General features: G+C 49.9%; 2 protein-coding genes. Both read left to right on the top strand.

Annotated elements, in window-relative coordinates:
- Nucleotides 1-114: 114 nt before the first annotated feature.
- Entirely contained in the window at nucleotides 115-10,878 is a 10,764-nt protein-coding gene (srfAA, locus tag DIC78_RS08220; RefSeq protein ID WP_127695998.1) for a surfactin non-ribosomal peptide synthetase SrfAA, read from the top strand.
- Nucleotides 10,879-10,890: 12 nt separating this feature from the next.
- Nucleotides 10,891-21,645, top strand: a complete 10,755-nt coding sequence (gene srfAB, locus DIC78_RS22155) for a surfactin non-ribosomal peptide synthetase SrfAB (protein ID WP_127695996.1) — start codon at nucleotides 10,891-10,893, stop codon at nucleotides 21,643-21,645.
- Nucleotides 21,646-21,674 lie beyond the last annotated feature (29 nt).

Raw genomic sequence — 21,674 nt, 5'->3', positions numbered from 1 at the left:
CTTTTGGCTTTTTGAGCAGTTAGTTCATTAGATTCAAAAGCTGTCAAAGGATACGAAATAGAAATAATCCTGCACATGTTACAGATTATTGAAGATTAGGGGAGGTAAGATAATATGGAAATAACTTTTTATCCTTTAACGGATGCTCAAAAACGAATTTGGTATACAGAAAAATTTTATCCTCATACGAGTATTTCAAATCTTGCGGGGATTGGTAAGCTGGTTTCAACTGAAAAAATTGACTGGAAGCTTGTGGAGCAAGCGATTCAAGAGTTTGTCCGCAGAAATGACGCAATGCGCCTTCGTTTGCGTCTCGATGAAAATGGAAAGCCCGTTCAATATATAAGCGAGTATCGGCCTGTTGATATAAAACATACTGACACCACCGGAGATCCGAATGCGATAGAATCTATTTCACAATGGGGCCGGGAGGAAACGAAAAAACCTCTGCCTCTGTACGATTGTGATTTATTCCGTTTTTCCCTGTTTACCATCAAAGAAAATGAAGTATGGTTTTACGCAAATGTTCATCATGTGATTTCTGACGGGATCTCCATGAACATCCTCGGAAACGCCATTATGCACATTTACTTGGAATTAGCAGGCGGATCAGAAACAAAAAAAGGAATCTCGCATTCATTTATCGATCATGTTTTGTCTGAACAGGACTATGCTCAATCGAAGCGGTTTGAAAAAGATAAAGCGTTCTGGAACAAGCAATTCGAAACGGTGCCTGAACTCGTTTCCCTGAAACGGAATGCTCCTGCAGGCGGAAGTTTAGATGCTGAGAGATTCTCTCAAGATGTGCCTGAGGCGCTGCATCAGCAAATTTTATCCTTTTGTGAGGAGCACAAGGTCAGCGTTTTATCGGTATTTCAATCGGTGCTTGCCGCCTACTTGTACAGAGTCAGCGGGCAGAATGATGTGGTAACTGGTACATTTATGGGCAACCGGACAAATGCGAAAGAGAAGCAGATGCTCGGCATGTTTGTTTCTACGGTTCCGCTTCGGGCAAACATTGACGGCGGACAGGCGTTTTTTGATTTTGTTAAAGACCGGATGAAGGATTTAATGAAAACTCTTCGCCATCAAAAGTACCCGTATAATCTTCTCATCAATGATCTTCGTGAAACAAAAAGCTCTGTGACAAAGCTGTTTACGGTTTCTCTTGAGTATCAGGTGATGCAGTGGCAGAAAGAAGAAAATCTTGCCTTTTTGACTGAGCCCATTTTCAGCGGAAGCGGATTAAATGATGTTTCGATTCATGTGAAGGATCGATGGGATACTGGGAAACTTACAATTGACTTTGACTACCGTACTGATTTAATGACGCGCGAAGAAATCAAAATTGTTTGTGAACGCATGATGACATTGCTTGAAAACGCACTTACGCACCCGAATCATACGATTGATGAATTGACGCTGATTTCTGAGACGGAGAAAGAGCGGCTGCTATTGCGGGCTGGCGGTGAACCGGTCAATTACCGCAAGAACATGACGATTCCGGCGCTGTTTCAAGAAAAGGCTGAATCGCTTGCTGATCAGCCTGCGGTTGTGTTTGAAAATCGAGCATTGTCCTATCGAACGTTACATGAACAATCATCACGCATTGCCAGTGTGCTGAAAGAGAAGGGTGTCCGTGCAGACAGCCCGGTTGCCGTTTTGCTCGAACGCTCTGAACGAATGATCACGGCCATTATGGGGATTTTAAAAGCCGGCGGAGCCTATGTGCCGATTGACCCCGAGTTTCCGGCAGAGCGCATCCAATTTATTTTGGAGGACTGCGGTGCGGATTTCGTCTTGACTGAATCGAAGGTTGCGTCTCCAAGTGCATCTGCTGAGCTTATTGACTTTGATCAGGCGATTGCAGGCGGTACAGATGCTATTTCGGATGTCAATCTGAACGCTGGTGATCTTGCCTACATTATTTATACGTCGGGAACAACCGGACGTCCAAAAGGAGTGATGATCGAGCATCGCCAGGTTCATCATTTGGTTGAATCTCTGCAGCAGACCATTTATCAGAGTGAGAGCCAGACCCTGCGGATGGCATTGCTTGCGCCGTTCCACTTTGATGCGTCAGTGAAACAGATTTTCGCGTCGCTCCTTTTGGGACAGACCCTTTATATTGTACCGAAGAACACGGTGACGAATGGCGCTGCTCTTGCTGAGTATTACCGCAGATACGGGATTGAGGCGACGGACGGAACACCGGCCCATCTGCAAATGCTGATTGCTGCGGGAGATTTGACTGGTCTTAAGCTCAAACACTTACTGATTGGCGGGGAAGGTCTTTCTTCTGTTGTGGCGGACAAGCTTCTGACATTGTTCAAAGAAGCGGGTGCCGTTCCTCGTTTGACCAATGTGTACGGGCCGACTGAAACGTGTGTGGATGCTTCCGTTCATCCGGTCCACCCGGACAGTTCAGTTCAATCAGCGTATGTGCCAATCGGTAAAGCACTTGGGAATAACCGCTTGTATATTTTGGATCCAAAAGGCCGTCTGCAGCCGGAAGGCGTGGCGGGCGAGCTTTATATCGCGGGTGACGGTGTAGGACGAGGCTACTTAAACCTTCCGGAATTGACAGCTGAGAAATTTTCACAAGACCCGTTTGTGCCCGGTGACAGCATGTATCGTACCGGAGATGTGGTGCGCTGGCTTCCAGATGGAACGATCGAATATTTAGGAAGAGAAGATGATCAGGTCAAAGTTCGCGGATACCGCATTGAGCTTGGAGAAATTGAAGCCGTGCTTCAGCAGGCGCCTGATGTTGCCAAAGCTGTCGTCTTGGCGAGGCCTGACGACCAAGGGAATCTTGAGGTTTGTGCGTATGTTGTGCAAAAGGGGGGAAGCGAATTTGCTCCAGCACGTTTGCGGGAACACGCGGCAAAACAGCTTCCTGACTATATGGTGCCGGCTTACATCACAGAAATCACAGAAATCCCGCTCACACCAAGCGGTAAAGTTGACCGCCGCAAGCTGTTTGCGCTTGAGGTAAAAGCGGTAAGCGGAACAGCTTATACCGCACCTCGAAACGAAATGGAAAAAGCAATCGCTGAGATTTGGCAGGATGTGCTGAACGTTGAGAAAGCCGGGGTCTTTGACAATTTCTTTGAAACGGGCGGTCATTCATTGAAGGCCATGACGCTTTTAACAAAGATTCATAAGGAGACGGGCGCTGACATCCCGCTGCAATATGTGTTTGAGCATCCGACCATCGCCGCTCTTGCTGAGGCGGCCGAGTGTAAAGAAGGCAGGACGTTTGCGGCAATTGAGCCAGCTGAAAAACAGGAACATTACCCGCTTTCTTTGGCGCAGCAGCGGACGTATATTGTCAGCCAATTCGAAGATGCGGGAGTCGGATATAACATGCCGGCGGCAGCTATTTTAGAGGGGCCTTTAGACATTCTAAAACTGGAACGCGCATTTGACGGATTAATCAGCCGCCACGAGTCGCTGAGGACGTCATTTGTGCTTGAAGGCAGTACGCCGAGACAGCAAATTCATGACAGTGTTCAGTTCAACATCGAGATGATTGAAAGAAGCGGCCGCTCAAATGAGGAGGTTATGACTTCTTTTGTCCGCCGGTTTGACTTATCGAAAGCGCCGCTGTTGAGAATCGGATTGATGGAGCTTGAAGAAAACCGTCATATGCTTCTGTTTGATATGCACCATTTGATTTCTGACGGTGTTTCCATCGGCATTATTTTGGAGGAACTGGCACAGATTTACCGCGGTGAACAGCTTCCTGAGCTCCGTCTTCAGTATAAAGATTACGCCGTCTGGCAAAGCGCGCAGGCTGCTGAAGGATACCAGGAGGATCAGGCGTATTGGAAGGAAGCCTTTGCGGGTGAGCTTCCAGTGCTTCAGCTTCTATCCGATTATCCGAGACCGCCTGTCCAAAGCTTTGAAGGAGACCGGGTTTCCATCAAGCTGGATGCGGAGTTAAAGAATCGCCTGTATCGTTTAGCTGAAAAAAATGGAGCCACACTTTATATGGTCATGCTGTCAGCCTACTATACGCTCCTGTCTAAATATACCGGGCAGGATGACATCATTGTCGGCACTCCTTCAGCGGGCAGACATCATTCTGATACAGAGGGCATTGTCGGCATGTTCGTCAATACGCTCGCGATTCGCAGCGAGGTGAAGCAGGATGAGACCTTTAACAGCCTGCTCACACGTGTGCGCCAGCAGGTCCTGAATGCTTTTTCTCATCAGGATTATCCATTTGAATGGCTTGTTGAAGACCTGAATATACCGCGTGATATCAGCAGGCATCCATTGTTTGACACGATGTTCAGTCTCCAAAACGCAACGGCGGGCATTCCGGCTGTCGGTGATTTGACATTGTCGATTCATGAGACCAATTTCAACATTGCCAAATTTGATGTAACGGTTCAGGCAAGAGAAACGGACCAAGGCATTGATCTTGATTTAGACTACAGCACCAAACTGTTTAAACGAAGCACGGCAGACAGGCTGCTCACGCATTTTGCGCGGTTGCTTGAAGATGTAGCGGCTGAGCCTGAGAAACAGATTTCTGAATACAATCTTCTATCTAAAGAGGAAGCCACTTCACAAGTTCAGCAGTTTAACCCGGAAAGAACGCCTTATCCGAAAGACAAAACGATTGTTCAGCTGTTTGAGGAGCAGGCTGCCAAAACGCCGGATCGTCCGGCACTTCAATATGAAGGACAATCGCTCACATATCGTGAGCTGAATGAACGGGCCAACCGTTTAGCGCGCGGCATTCTTTCAATGGGAGCAGGCGAAAGCAGGACAGCGGCCGTCCTATGTGAACGGTCAATGGATATGATTGTGTCAATCCTGGCGGTATTAAAATCCGGTTCGGCTTATGTACCGATTGATCCGGAACACCCGATTCAGCGGATGCAGCATTTCTTCCAAGACAGCGGAGCGAAAGTGCTTCTCACCCAGAAGAAATTAAAGGCGTTAGCGGAAAAAGCGGAATTCGAAGGCGTCATCGCGCTCGCTGATGAGGATGATAGCTATCACGACGATGCGCAAAACCTCGCTCTGCCGTTTGATTCGGCGGCTATGGCCAACCTGACGTATACATCCGGAACGACAGGAACGCCAAAGGGGAATATCGTGACACATGCCAATATTATGCGCACGGTTAAGCAGACGAATTATCTCAGCATTACGGAACAGGATACGATACTCGGCCTCTCAAACTATGTATTTGACGCATTTATGTTTGATGTGTTCGGTTCTCTTTTAAACGGCGCGAAGCTTGTCATCGTTCCGAAAGAAACAGTTCTGGACATGGCTCGTCTTTCTCGTGTCATTGAGCGGGAGAACATCAGCATTCTCATGATCACGACAGCTCTGTTCCACCTTCTTGTGGACTTGAATCCGACATGCTTGTCGACTTTGCGCAAGATTATGTTTGGAGGAGAACGGGCTTCTGTAGATCATGTGAAAAAAGCGCTGCAGACCGTTGGAAAAGGCAAGCTGCTTCACATGTACGGCCCATCTGAAAGCACGGTTTTCGCGACGTATCATCCGGTTGATGAATTGGATGAGCACACGATGTCCGTTCCGATTGGAAAACCGGTCAGCAATACGGAAGTATACATTCTTGACCGCGCGGGACATGTTCAGCCTGCCGGCATCGCCGGAGAACTGTGTGTCAGCGGGGAGGGCCTCGTGAAAGGCTATTACAACCGACCTGAACTGACTGAGGAGAAATTTGTGCCGCATCCGTTTAAAAAAGGCGAACGCATGTATAAAACAGGTGACTTGGCAAGATGGCTGCCGAATGGCGATATCGAATTTATCGGAAGGATCGACCACCAGGTGAAAATCCGAGGACAGCGCATTGAGCTCGGAGAAATTGAGCACCAGCTGCAAAGCCACGATCGTGTGCAGGAGAGCGTTGTGCTTGCCGTCGATCAAGGTGCGGGAGACAAACTGCTTTGCGCGTATTTTGTCGGACAGGGTGAAATTACAGCGCAAGAGCTGAGAGAGCATACGGCAAAGGATCTGCCGGCTTACATGATTCCTGCGGTATTTATCCAAATGGATGAGCTGCCTCTGACCGGAAACGGAAAAATCGACCGTCGGGCGCTTCCGCTTCCTGACGCCAACATCTCAAATGGTGTTTCATATGTTGCGCCGCGCAATGAAATAGAACAAAAAGTGGCAGACATTTGGGCACAGGTGCTTCAGGTTGAACAGATCGGCATCTATGACCAATTCTTTGATATCGGCGGACACTCGTTAGCGGGCATGAAGATGCTTGCCTTGATTCATCAGGAACTGGGCGCCGAGCTTTCTCTGAAGGATCTTTTCCAATCACCGACCGTTGAAAGCTTAGCGCAGGCTATTGCCGCCGCTGAAAAAGGAACAGCGATCAGTATCAGACCGGCAAAGAAACAAGAGACTTATCCTGTTTCTTCTCCGCAAAAACGGATGTACGTGCTCCAGCAGCTTGAAGGAGCGGACACAAGCTACAACATGCCATCGGTTCTGCGCCTGAAGGGTCATTTGGATGCTGAAAGGCTCAAATGCGTAATGAATCAGTTAATGGAGCGCCATGAAGCCTTCAGAACAACCTTTGAAATAAAAGACGGAGAAACGGTGCAGCGAATCTGGGATGAAGCAGCGTTTGATATGGCATATTTCGAAGCTCCAGAAGAAGAGACCGAGCGGCTCGTTTCTGAGTTTATCCGTCCGTTCACACTTGACCGGCTGCCGCTGTTCAGAATGGGGCTGATCAAGCTTTCAGAAACTGAGCATCTGCTGCTGTTTGATATGCACCATATTATTTCTGACGGAGCGTCTGTCGGCGTGCTGATTGATGAACTCTCGAAGCTGTACGACGGAGAAAGCCTTGAGCCGCTTCATATTCAATATAAGGATTATGCCGTGTGGCAGCAGCAGTTTATTCAGTCCGAGCTTTACCGGAAGCAAGAGGAGCATTGGCTGAAGGAGCTTGAAGGAGAGCTGCCGGTGCTGACTCTTCCAACTGATTACAGCCGTCCTGCGGTTCAAACGTTTGAGGGAGACCGGATTGCATTTTCATTAGATGCAAGAAAAGCAGATGCTCTTCGCAAGCTTGCGAAGGAAACGGATTCCACATTGTATATGGTTCTTCTGGCATCTTACAGTGCGTTTTTATCAAAATTGAGCGGGCAAAACGATATCATTGTTGGCTCGCCGGTAGCCGGACGCTCTCAAGCAGACATCAGCCGCGTCATCGGCATGTTTGTCAATACGCTGGCGCTGCGCACGTATCCGAAGGGCGATAAGACGTTTGCGGATTATCTTGGCGAAGTGAAAGAAACAGCACTTAGCGCATTTGAAGCGCAGGATTACCCGCTTGAGGAACTGATCGGAAAAGTTCAGGTTCACCGTGACACAAGCAGAAACCCTTTATTTGACGCAGTATTTTCTATGCAAAATGCGAACATTAAAGATTTAACGATGAAAGGGGTCGAGCTTGAACCGCATCCGTTTGAGCGGAAAACGGCCAAGTTTGATATCACGCTGACAGCTGACGAAACCGGCGAAGGGCTCACATTTGTTCTTGAATACAATACGGCGCTGTTTACAACGGAAACGATTGAACGATGGAAGCAATACTGGATTCAGCTTTTAGGAGCAGTAACAGAAAATCCAAACCAGCCGCTTTCCAGCCTGTCACTCGTCAACGAAACAGAAAAACAAACACTTTTGGAGGCATGGAAAGGAAAAACACTGCCTGTGCCGACAGACAAAACGGTTCATCAGCTGTTTGAAGAAACGGCTCAGCGCCACAAAGACCAACCGGCTGTTACGTATAACGGGCAGTCATGGACGTACGGTGAGCTGAATGCGAAGGCGAACCGTCTGGCGCGGATTTTGATTGACTGCGGCATTAGCGCGGATGAGCGCGTCGGCATTCTCACAAAGCCGTCGCTTGAAATGTCAGCTGCGGTGCTCGGTGTCCTGAAGGCAGGAGCGGCATTTGTGCCGATTGACCCTGACTATCCGGATCAGCGGATTGAATATATCCTACAGGACAGCGGCGCGACGCTTCTCTTGAAACAGGAAGGCATCTCAGTGCCGGACAGCTACACGGGCGAGGTCATTCTTCTTGACGGCAACCGCACAATCCTGAGTCTGCCGCTTGACGAAAACGATGAGGAGAATCCGCAGACCGACACAACCGCGGATCACCTTGCTTATATGATTTACACGTCAGGAACGACCGGACAGCCGAAGGGTGTTATGATCGAGCACCATGCGCTTGTGAACCTGTGCTTCTGGCATCATGACGCGTTCGGCATGACGGCGGAGGACCGCAGTGCGAAGTACGCGGGCTTCGGGTTCGACGCTTCCATTTGGGAGATGTTCCCGACCTGGACGATCGGCGCCGAGCTTCATGTCATTGATGAAGCGATCCGCCTTGATATCACCCGCCTGAATGATTATTTCGAAACAAACGGCGTAACGATCACTTTCCTGCCGACACAGCTGGCGGAACAGTTCATGGAGCTTGAGAACACATCACTTCGCGTCCTCTTGACCGGAGGAGACAAGCTGAAGCGCGCAGTGAAAAAGCCGTACAAGCTCATCAACAACTACGGGCCGACAGAAAACACGGTCGTTGCCACAAGCACAGAAATTCATCCGGAGGAAGGCTCGCTTTCCATCGGTCGCGCGATCGCCAATACGAGAGTGTACATTCTCAGCGAAAGCCATCAGGTTCAGCCGGAAGGCGTGGCCGGAGAGCTTTGTGTGGCGGGACGCGGACTGGCGCGCGGCTATCTGAACAGGGAAGACGAAACCGCGAAGCGGTTTGTCCCCGATCCGTTCGTGCCGGGTGAACGCATGTACAAAACAGGCGATTTGGTGAAATGGACGAACGGCGGCATTGAATACATCGGCCGTATCGACCAGCAGGTCAAAGTCCGCGGCTACCGAATTGAGCTGTCAGAAATTGAAGTGCAGCTGGCCCAACTATCTGAGGTGCAGGATGCGGCAGTGACAGCTGTAAAAGATAAAGGCGGCAATACAGCGATCGCGGCGTATGTCACACCGGAAACAGCTGACATAGAAGCGCTGAAGTCAGCTCTGAAGGAAACTCTGCCGGACTACATGATCCCGGCGTTCTGGGTGACATTAAACGAGCTTCCGGTTACCGCAAACGGCAAAGTAGACCGCAAAGCGCTGCCGGAGCCGGACATCGAAGCAGGGGGCGGAGAATACAAAGCGCCGTCCACTGACATGGAAGAGCTGCTTGCCGGCATTTGGCAGGACGTGCTCGGTATTTCTGAAGTCGGTGTCGGTGACAATTTCTTCTCGCTCGGCGGAGATTCTATTAAAGGAATCCAGATGGCGAGCCGCTTGAACCAGCACGGCTGGAAGCTGGAAATGAAGGATCTCTTCCAGCACCCGACGATTGAAGAACTGACACAATATGTGGAGCGTGCCGAAGGCAAACAGGCAGACCAAGGCCCGGTGGAGGGCGAAGTTATCCTGACGCCGATTCAGCGCTGGTTCTTTGAAAAGAAATTCACGAACAAACACCATTGGAATCAGTCGGTCATGCTTCATTCTGCGAAGGGCTTCGATCCTGAACGGGTTGAAAAGACATTGCAGGCACTGATTGAGCATCATGACACGCTGCGCATGGTCTACCGCGAGGAACAAGGGGAGATCGTTCAGTTTAATAAAGGGCTTGATGCTGTGTCTGTCCACTTGGAGATCGCCAAGCTTGAGGGGCAGGCTATAGATCATGAAGACCGCATAGAGAGAGAAGCGGAGCGTCTGCAAAGCAGCATCGATTTGAATGAAGGCGGCTTGTTAAAAGCAGGCTTGTTCCAAGCAGAAGACGGAGATCACTTGCTGCTTGTGATTCACCACTTAGTGGTTGACGGTATATCGTGGCGGATTTTACTGGAGGATTTCGCCGCGGTTTATACACAGCTGGAGCAAGGGAACGAGCCGGTTCTTCCGCAGAAAACCCATTCGTTTGCGGAGTATGCGGAGAGATTACAAGACTTCGCAAATTCTAAGGCCTTTTTGAAAGAAAAAGAGTATTGGAAACAGCTTGAAGAACAGACTGTCCCGGTGAAGCTTCCGAAGGATCGCGAATCTAGTGATCAGCGAATGAAACATACAAAGACAATCGAATTTTCGCTGACTGCTGAAGAGACAGAACAGCTTACCACCAAGGTGCATGAGGCTTATCATACAGAAATGAATGATATTTTGCTGACGGCATTCGGATTGGCGATGAAGGAGTGGACAGGTCAGGAGCAAGTGAGTGTTCATTTAGAGGGGCATGGACGTGAAGATATAGTAGAAGGCCTGACCATTTCCCGGACAGTCGGCTGGTTTACGAGTATGTTCCCGATGGTGCTGGATATGAAGCACGCGGATGATCTGGCTTATCAGCTGAAGCAAATGAAAGAAGACATCAGACATATCCCGAATAAGGGAGTGGGCTACGGCATTTTGCGCTATTTGACGGCGCCGGAGCATAAAGAAGGTGTGGCGTTCTCCATTCAGCCGGATGTCAGCTTTAACTATTTAGGTCAGTTCGATGAAATGTCGGATGCAGGTTTATTCACGAGATCAGAGCTGCCGTCAGGACAGTCATTAAGCCCGGAAACGGAAAAACCGAACGCGCTTGATGTTGTCGGATATATTGAAAACGGAAAACTGACGATGTCACTGGCCTATCACTCTCTCGAATTTCATGAAAAAACGATACAGACATTCAGTGACAGCTTTAAGGCCCATCTTCTTAGAATCATTGAACATTGCCTATCTCAAGATGGCACGGAACTGACGCCGAGTGACCTTGGCGACGACGATTTGACGCTGGATGAGCTTGATAAATTAATGGAAATTTTTTAATAGAGGTGGCATATGAGCAAAAAATCGATTCAAAAGGTGTATGCACTTACACCGATGCAGGAAGGAATGCTGTATCATGCGATGCTTGATCCGCATTCTTCCTCTTACTTCACACAATTAGAGCTTGGCATTCAAGGTGTTTTTGATCTAGAAATCTTTGAGAAAAGCGTCAATGAACTGATCCGGTCATACGATATTCTCCGTACGGTATTTGTGCACCAGCAGCTGCAAAAGCCGCGTCAGGTTGTGTTAGCGGAACGCAAGACAAAGGTGCACTATGAAGATATCAGTCATGCAGACGAGGATCGCCAGAAAGACCACATCGAGCGTTACAAACAAGACGTTCAGCGCCAAGGCTTTAACCTGGCCAAAGACATTTTGTTCAAGGTGGCAGTTTTCCGCCTTGATGCAGATCAGCTGTATCTTGTCTGGAGCAATCACCATATTATGATGGACGGCTGGAGCATGGGCGTGCTGATGAAAAGCCTGTTCCAAAACTACGAAGCGCTCAGAGCAGGCCGCACACCTGCAAACGGGCAGGGTAAGCCATATTCCGACTATATTAAGTGGCTTGGAAAACAGGATAATGAAGAAGCGGAAGACTACTGGAGCGAACGCTTGGCGGATTTTGAACAGCCAAGCGTGCTCCCGGGCCGCTTGCCGGAGAAAAAAGACGAGTATGTGAACAGAGAATACTCATTTACATGGGATGAGGAACTGGTTGCACGCATTCAGCAAACGGCGAACCGCCATCAAGTGACGGGGCCTAACCTGTTTCAGGCGATCTGGGGAATCGTCCTCAGCAAATATAACTTTACGAATGATGTTGTCTTCGGCACGGTCGTATCGGGACGGCCGTCTGAAATCAACGGAATTGAAACAATGGCGGGGCTCTTTATCAATACCATTCCGGTGCGTGTAAAGGTTGATCAGCAGTCTACATTCGCTGATATTTTTACAGACGTTCAGCAGCATGCGGTGGAGGCGGAGCGCTACGATTACGTGCCGCTTTACGAGATTCAAAAACGTTCAGCCTTGGACAGCAGTCTTTTGAACCATCTCGTCGCTTTTGAAAATTATCCGCTTGATCAAGAGCTTGAAAACGGCAGCATGGAAGACCGGCTCGGGTTCTCTATTAAGGTTGAGAGCGCATTTGAACAAACAAGCTTTGATTTCAACCTCATTGTTTACCCGGGTAAAACCTGGACCGTCAAAATCAAATATAACAGCGCTGCATTTGATTCTGCTTTTATTGAACGGACAGCAGGACATCTCACCCGCATGATGACAGCCGCTGTTGAGCGGCCGGACGCTTTTGTGCGTGAGCACGGGCTTGTGGGAGAAGAAGAGCAGCGGCAAATTGTGGAGACCTTTAACAGCACTTCATCAGAACTCCCTGAAGGAATGGCTGTTCATCAAGTATTTGAAGAACAAGCAAAGCGGACACCGGCAAGTACTGCCCTCGTATGTGAAGGAGCCGAGCTGACATACCGCGAGCTGAACGAAGCAGCGAACCGCCTGGCGAGAAAGCTCATCGGGCAAGGTCTTCAAAAGGGTGAAACAGCAGCCATTATGAATGACCGTTCGGCAGACACTGTTGCCGCCATGCTGGCTGTTTTAAAAGCAGGCGCCGCATATGTGCCGCTTGATCCCGCACTTCCGGAGGATCGGCTCCGTTTCATGGCGGAGGACAGCTCAATTCGGATCGCTTTAGCTGGAGAGGCATATACAAAACAGGCAAATCAGCTGCAAGTACCGGTTCTCCCGCTGGAAGGCGTCTTTGAAGGGAATGAAACGGCAGACAATCTGAATCTGCCCGCCGATCCGTCTGACCTGGCTTACATCATGTACACGTCAGGTTCGACCGGAAAACCGAAAGGCGTCATGATCGAACATAAAAGCATTCTGCGTCTCGTTAAAAATGCAGGATACGTTCCTGTTCATGAAGAAGACCGCATGGCGCAAACGGGAGCTGTCAGCTTTGATGCCGGTACATTTGAGGTCTTTGGCGCGCTGCTGAACGGCGCTGCGCTTTATCCGGTGAAAAAAGAGACACTGCTTGACGCGACACGGTTTTCAGCGTTCCTCCGTGAACAGAGAATTACGACGATGTGGCTGACCTCGCCATTATTCAACCAGCTGGCTGCAAAGGATGCCGGCATGTTCGGCACACTGCGCCATTTAATCATCGGCGGAGACGCGCTCGTGCCGCATATTGTAAGTAAAGTGAAACAGGCATCGCCGTCGCTTTCTCTGTGGAACGGGTACGGCCCGACAGAAAATACGACATTTTCTACAAGCTTTCTGATTGATCGCGAGTACAGCGGTTCAATTCCAATCGGGAAGCCAATCGGAAATTCCACTGCATACATCATGGATGAGCAGCAGCGCCTGCAGCCCATCGGCGCGCCCGGTGAACTGTGTGTCGGGGGAAGCGGCGTGGCACGGGGCTACGTCAACCTCCCAGAGCTGACGAAGAAGCAATTTCTCGAAGATCCATTCAGACCGGGTGAAAAAATGTATCGAACTGGCGACTTGGCGAGATGGCTTCCGGACGGGAATATCGAGTTTTTAGGAAGAATTGATAACCAGGTGAAGGTGCGCGGGTTCCGGATTGAGCTTGGGGAGATCGAAACCAAATTGAACATGGCCGAACATGTGACAGAGGCTGCCGTGATCATTCGCAAAAACAAAGCGGATGAAAATGAAATCTGCGCGTACTTTACAGCGGATCGCGAAGTGTCTGTGAGCGGGCTGAGAAAAACGCTGTCTCAATCATTGCCTGACTATATGGTTCCTGCCCATTTGATCCAGATGGACAGCCTGCCGCTCACGCCAAACGGAAAAATCAATAAAAAAGAACTGCCTGCGCCTCAATCAGACGCTGTGCAGTCTGAATATGCAGCACCCAAAACAGAGAGTGAAAAGAAATTAGCGAAGATTTGGGAAGGGATACTCGGCGTTAAAGCAGGCGTTACAGATAACTTCTTTATGATCGGCGGACATTCTCTGAAAGCCATGATGATGACTGCGAAAATTCAAGAGCATTTCCACAAGGAAGTACCGATTAAAGTGCTTTTTGAAAAGCCGACCATTCAAGAACTGGCACTGTATTTGGAAGAGAGCGAAAGCAAGGAGGAGCAGACGTTTGAACCGATCAGGCAAGCACCTTATCAGCAGCATTATCCTGTTTCCCCGGCCCAGCGGAGAATGTACATCCTCAATCAGCTTGGACAAGCAAGCACAAGCTACAACGTCCCTGCTGTACTTTTGCTGGAGGGAGAAGTAAACAAAGACCGGCTTGAACATGCGATTCAGCAATTAATCAGCCGGCACGAAATTCTCCGTACGTCGTTTGACATGATAGACGGAGAAGTCGTACAGACCGTTCATAAAAACATATCGTTCCAGCTGGAGGCTGCCAAGGGACGGGAAGAAGACGCGGAAGAGCTGATCAAATCGTTTATTCAGCCGTTTGAGTTAAACCGCGCGCCGCTCGTCCGTTCGAAGCTTATCCAGCTTGAAGAAGAACGCCATCTGCTGCTCATTGATATGCACCATATCATTACAGACGGCAGCTCGACAGGCATTCTCATCGGCGATCTCGCCAAAATCTATCAAGGCGCAGATCTGGAGCTCCCGCAGATTCACTATAAAGATTACGCTGTCTGGCAAAAAGAACATGCGGATCATCAAAAGGATGAAGCATACTGGCTGGATACGTTTAAAGGCGAGCTGCCGGTTCTTGATCTTCCGGCGGATTTCCCGCGGCCTGCAGAACGGAGCTTTTCCGGGGAGCGCGTCATGTTCGGGCTGGATAAACAAATCACAGCTCAAATCAAATCGCTGCTGTCAGAAACAGACACAACAATGTACATGTTCCTTTTAGCCGCATTTCATGTACTGCTCTCTAAGTACGCGTCACAGGATGACATCATCGTCGGCTCACCGACTGCGGGCAGAACGCATCCTGATCTGCAAGGTGTGCCGGGTATGTTTGTCAACACGGTGGCATTACGGACAGCGCCTGCGGGGGATAAAACCTTTGCACAATTCCTAGACGAAGTCAAAACGGTCAGTCTGCAAGCATTCGAGCACCAAAGCTATCCGCTTGAGGAACTGATTGAAAAACTGCCGCTCACAAGGGACACAAGCCGAAGCCCGCTGTTCAGCGTCATGTTCAACATGCAGAACATGGAGATTCCTTCTTTGAAATTAGGAGATTTGAAGATTTCTTCCTATTCCATGCTTCATCACGTGGCGAAATTTGATCTGTCCTTGGAAGCTGTCGAACGGGAAGAAGAAATCAGTTTAAGCTTTGACTACGCAACTGCCTTGTTTAAAGACGAGACGATCCGCCGCTGGAGCAGCCACTTCGTCAATTTGATCAAAGCAGCTGCGGTTAATCCGAACGTACGGCTGTCTGATTTGGAGATTCTTTCACCAGTTGAAACGGCAGCTTTGCTTGAAGAGAAAAAACAAACCACTCATTCTGGCAATGACACGTTTGCGTCACTTTTCGAAAAACAGGTGCAGCAAACACCTGATCATCCGGCTGTGATTTCTGGCGGAAACCAGCTGAGCTATCGTGAACTCGATGAACAGGCGAACCAGCTGGCGCATCATTTGCGCGCGCACGGGGCAGGAAGTGAAGACATCGTAGCCGTCGTCATGGATCGTTCAGCTGACCTAATGACAGCTGTTCTTGGTGTCATGAAGGCGGGAGCAGCTTTCCTTCCGATTGATCCAGATACGCCTGAGGAACGAATCCGCTATTCATTAGAAGACAGCGGTGCGAGATTTACAGTCGTGAATGAAAGAAATATGACTGCCATAGGGCAATATCAAGGAACCGTCATCAACATCGATCAAGCGGATTGGCGGAACGAAAGCAAGGAGCGTCCGGAACCGATTTCTGGGCCTAAGAATCTTGCATATATCATTTACACATCCGGCACGACCGGGAAGCCGAAGGGTGTGCAGATTGAGCATCGCAATCTGACAAACTATGTTTCTTGGTTTAGCAAAGAGGCAGGGCTGGCTGAAACGGATAAGTCTGTCTTGCTTTCGTCTTACGCATTCGACTTGGGGTATACAAGCATTTTCCCTGTGCTTCAAGCAGGCGGTGAGCTTCACATTGTGCCGAAAGAAACATATACGGCGCCCGATCAGATTGGCCGTTATATCAAGGAGCACGGCATCACGTATATCAAGCTGACACCGTCCCTGTTCCATACGATGGTGAACACAGCCAGCTTTACAAAGGAGCCGCACTTTGAATCCCTGCGCTTGATTGTGTTGGGAGGAGAAAAGATCATTCCGGCTGATGTTTTAGCTTTCAGCAAGGTATATCAGCATACCGAATTTATCAATCACTACGGTCCGACCGAAGCAACGATCGGCGCCATTGCCGGACGGGTTGACCTGAGTGAACCTGACACATTCGCGAAACGGCCGACAATCGGACGGCCGATTGCCAATACCGGCGCACTTGTCTTAAATGAATCATTGAAGCTTGTGCCTTCGGGAGCAAGCGGCCAGCTATATATCACGGGGCAGGGGCTTGCCAGAGGATATCTCAGCCGTCCTCAGCTCACATCCGAGAAATTTGTGGAAAACCCGTATGCGCCGGGCAGCCTGATGTACAAGACCGGAGATGTCGTCCGGAGACTGGCTGACGGCACGATTGAATTTATCGGCCGGGCTGATGATCAGGTGAAAATCCGCGGCTACCGCATAGAGCCGAAAGAAATTGAAACGATCATGCTCAGCCTCAGCGAAGTTCAGGAAGCGGTTGTGCTTGCGGTTTCTGAGGGCGGGCTTCAGGAGCTTTGCGCGTATTATACGTCGGATCAAGCCATTGAAAAAGCAGAGCTCCGGAAACAGCTTTCACAAATACTGCCGTCTCATATGATCCCTGCCTTCTTTGTGCAGGTGGACGCTATCCCGCTCACGGCAAATGGGAAAACCGACAGAAACGCATTGCCGAAGCCGAACGCAGCGCAATCCGGATATGAAGCGTCAGCTGCTCCGGAAACAGCGCTTGAAGAAAGCCTTTGCCGCATCTGGCAGAAAACACTCGGCATTGAAGCGATCGGAATCGATGACAACTTCTTCGATTTAGGCGGCCATTCACTAAAAGGAATGATGCTCATCGCCAATATACAGGCAGAATTGGAGAAAACCGTGCCGCTTAAAGCGCTGTTCGAGCAACCGACTGTACGCCAGCTGGCGGCTTATATGGAGGAATCGGCAGCATCAGGCGGCTATCACATGCTGAAGCCTGCTGACAAACAGGATGTGTATCCATTGTCATCCGCGCAGAAACGGATGTACGTGCTCAATCAGCTTGACCGGCAGACGATCAGCTATAATATGCCATCGGTTCTTCTTATGGAAGGCGAGCTTCATATTTCGCGCCTGCGGGAATCACTCAACCAGCTCGTAAACCGTCATGAATCATTGCGCACGTCATTTACGGAAGCAGACGGAGAGCCTGTCCAGCGCATTGTTGAGGAGGCTTCAATTGATCTTCACGTGTTTGATGCAGAAGAGGGCGAGGCGGAACAGAAGATTAAAGAATTTATCCGGCCATTCGACTTAAGCGGCGCTCCGCTCATTCGCGCGGCATTACTCCGAATCGCAGACCAAAAACATCTGCTTCTATTGGATATGCATCATATTATCGCGGATGGTGTATCAAGAGGTATTTTTGTTAAAGAATTGGCACTGCTTTATAAAGGCGAACAGCTTCCGGAGCCGAAGCTTCATTATAAAGATTTCGCTGTTTGGCAAAATGAAGCCGGACAGAAAGAACGGATGAAGGAGCATGAGCAATACTGGCTTTCAGTTCTCTCAGGCGAACTGCCGGAGCTTGACCTTCCGCTCGATTACACCCGACCGCCTGTTCAAAGCTTTGAAGGGGATACCGTCCGTTTCCGTACGGAAAGCGGAACGGCAAAGGCGATTGAGAAACTGCTAGCAGAAACGGGAACGACTTTGCATATGGTGCTTCACACCGTCTTCCATGTCTTTTTAAGCAAAATCTCCGGACAGCGGGATATCGTGATCGGCTCGGTTACAGCAGGCCGCACGAATGCCGACGTGCAAAACATGCCGGGGATGTTCGTCAATACGCTCGCACTGAGAATGGAAGCAAGGGAAGAGCAGACGTTTGCAGAGCTTCTGGAGCAAGCGAAGGAGACAAATCTGTCAGCACTTGAGCATCAGGAGTATCCGTTTGAAGACTTGGTCAACCAGTTAGACCTCCCTCGGGATATGAGCCGGAATCCTTTGTTTAACGTGATGGTTACGACAGAAAACCCTGATAAAGAACAGCTTGAGCTGCAAGATCTCACGATTTCACCTTATGAGGCACATCAAGGAACATCCAAGTTTGACCTCACATTAGGCGGTTTCGCTGACGAAAACGGCATCGGTCTGCAGCTGGAATATGCGACTGACTTATTCTCAAGAGAAACTGCTGAGCAATGGAGCGAATACGTCCTGCGATTATTGCGGGCTGTGGCGGAAAATCCAAACCAGCCGCTTTCCGGCCTGTCACTCGTCAACGAAACAGAAAAACAAACGCTTCTGGAGGCATGGAGAGGGAAAACACTGCCTGTGCCGACAGACAAAACGGTTCATCAGCTGTTTGAAGAAACGGCTCAGCGCCACAAAGACCAACCGGCTGTTACGTATAACGGGCAATCATGGACGTACGGTGAGCTGAATGCGAAGGCAAACCGTCTGGCGCGGATTCTGATCGACTGCGGCATCGGCGCGGATGAACGCGTGGGTATTCTCACGAAGCCGTCGCTTGAAATGTCCGCTGCGGTGCTCGGTGTCCTGAAGGCAGGAGCGGCATTTGTGCCGATTGACCCTGACTATCCGGATCAGCGGATTGAATATATCCTACAGGACAGCGGCGCGACGCTTCTCTTGAAACAGGAAGGCATCACAGTGCCGGACAGCTACACGGGCGAGGTCATTCTTCTTGACGGCAACCGCACGATCCTGAGTCTGCCGCTTGATGAAAACGATGAGGAAAATCCGCAGACCGACACAACCGCGGATCACCTTGCTTATATGATTTATACGTCAGGAACAACCGGACAGCCGAAGGGTGTTATGATCGAGCACCATGCGCTTGTGAACCTGTGCTTCTGGCATCATGACGCGTTCGGCATGACGGCGGAGGACCGCAGTGCGAAGTACGCGGGCTTCGGGTTCGACGCTTCCATTTGGGAGATGTTCCCGACCTGGACGATCGGCGCCGAGCTTCATGTCATTGATGAAGCGATTCGCCTTGATATCACCCGCCTGAATGACTATTTCGAAACGCATAACGTCACAATCACGTTCCTGCCGACTCAGCTGGCGGAACAGTTCATGGAGCTTGAGAACACGTCACTCCGCGTGCTTTTGACCGGAGGGGACAAGCTGAAGCGTGCGGTTAAGCAGCCGTACACGATTGTCAACAACTACGGGCCGACCGAAAACACTGTCGTTGCGACGAGCACAGAAATCAATCCGGAGGAAGGCTCGCTTTCCATCGGGCGCGCGATCGCCAATACGAGAGTGTACATTCTCAGCGAAAGCCATCAGGTTCAGCCGGAAGGCGTGGCCGGAGAGCTTTGTGTGGCGGGACGCGGACTGGCGCGCGGCTATCTGAACAGGGAAGACGAAACCGCGAAGCGGTTTGTCGCCGATCCGTTCGTGCCGGGTGAACGCATGTACAAAACAGGCGATTTGGTGAAATGGACGGGCGGCGGCATCGAATACATCGGCCGGATCGACCAGCAGGTCAAAGTCCGCGGCTACCGAATCGAGCTGTCAGAAATTGAAGTGCAGCTGGCCCAGCTTTCTGAGGTGCAGGATGCGGCAGTGACAGCTGTAAAAGATAAAGGCGGCAATACAGCGATCGCGGCGTATGTCACACCGGAAACAGCTGACATAGAAGCGCTGAAGTCGGCGCTCAAGGAAACTCTGCCAGACTACATGATCCCGGCGTTCTGGGTGACATTAAACGAGCTTCCGGTTACCGCAAACGGAAAAGTAGACCGCAAAGCACTTCCGGAGCCGGACATCGAAGCAGGAAGCGGAGAATACAAAGCACCGTCCACCGACATGGAAGAGCTGCTTGCCGGCATTTGGCAGGACGTGCTCGGTATTTCTGAAGTCGGTGTCGGCGACAATTTCTTCTCGCTCGGCGGAGATTCTATTAAAGGAATCCAGATGGCGAGCCGCTTGAACCAGCACGGCTGGAAGCTGGAAATGAAGGATCTCTTCCAGCACCCGACGATTGAAGAACTGACACAATACGTGGAGCGTGCCGAAGGCAAACAGGCAAACCAAGGCCCGGTGGAGGGCGAAGTTATCCTGACGCCGATTCAGCGCTGGTTCTTTGAAAAGAATTTCACGAACAAACACCACTGGAATCAGTCGGTCATGCTTCATTCTGCGAAGGGCTTCGATCCTGAACGGGTTGAAAAGACATTACAGGCACTGATTGAGCATCATGACGCGCTTCGCATGGTCTACCGTGAAGAAAACGGCGACATCATTCAAGCGTATAAACGGATAGACGAATGCGAGGTCAGCTTCGAAATCGTTGATCTGTACGGCTCAGATGAAGATATGCTGAAAAGCCAGATTAAGGTTCTCGCTGACAGTCTGCAAAGCAGTCTCGACCTGCAAAACGGTCCGCTTCTGAAAGGGGAGCTGTACCGCACGGAAGCAGGGGATCATCTGCTCATCGCTGTACACCATCTCGTGGTCGACGGCGTATCATGGCGGATTTTACTTGAGGACTTTGCATCAGGCTACGTGCAGGCTGAGAACGAAGAGAAAATCGTCTTCCCGCAAAAAACGAACTCCTTCAAGGATTGGGCGGAAGAATTGGCGGCATTCAGCCAATCAGCACACCTTTTGCAGCAGGCTGAATACTGGGCGCAAATTGACGCTGAAGAGGTTTCTGCTGTACCGAAGGATGATGAAACAGAGGAGCGGGTTGTCAAACATACATCATCCGTCATCTGCGAATTAAATGAAGAAGACACTAAACATCTCTTAACAGATGTTCATCAGCCATATGGAACCGAGATCAATGATATTCTCCTCAGTGCGCTCGGATTAACGATGAAAGAATGGACAGACGGTGTCAAAATCGGCATCAATCTTGAGGGGCACGGACGGGAAGACATCATCCCGAATGTGAACATCTCCAGAACGGTTGGCTGGTTTACGGCACAATATCCTGTTGTGCTCGACATGTCTGAAACAGATGTCTCAGCGGTCATCAAAGCAGTCAAAGAAAACCTGCGCCGCGTTCCGGACAAAGGTGTCGGATACGGCATTCTCCGCTACTTTACAGAACAAGCGGAAGCGCAAGGCTTCACACCGGAAATCAGCTTTAACTATTTAGGCCAATTCGACAGTGAAGTGAAAACGGATTTCTTTGAACCGTCCGCTTTCGATATGGGACGCCAAGTGAGCGAAGAATCAGAAGCCCTGTACGCTTTAAGCTTCAGCGGCATGATCCGAAACGGACGTTTTGTCCTTTCTTGCTCCTACAATGAGAAGGAATATGAAAGAGCAACGGTCGAAGCACAAATGGAGCGGTTTAAAGAAAATCTCCTCCTGATCATCCGCCATTGTACGGAAAAAGAGGACAAGGAATTCACACCGAGCGACTTCAGTGCGGGAGACCTTGAAATGGATGAGATGGGCGATATCTTTGACATGCTTGAGGAGAATTTGAAATAAAAACGCAAGGGAATTACAGAAGGCGGGAG

It is taken from the genome of Bacillus halotolerans, from assembly GCF_004006435.1.
Lineage (GTDB): Bacteria > Bacillota > Bacilli > Bacillales > Bacillaceae > Bacillus > Bacillus halotolerans.
This window is presented reverse-complemented; position numbering and strand designations above follow the sequence as displayed.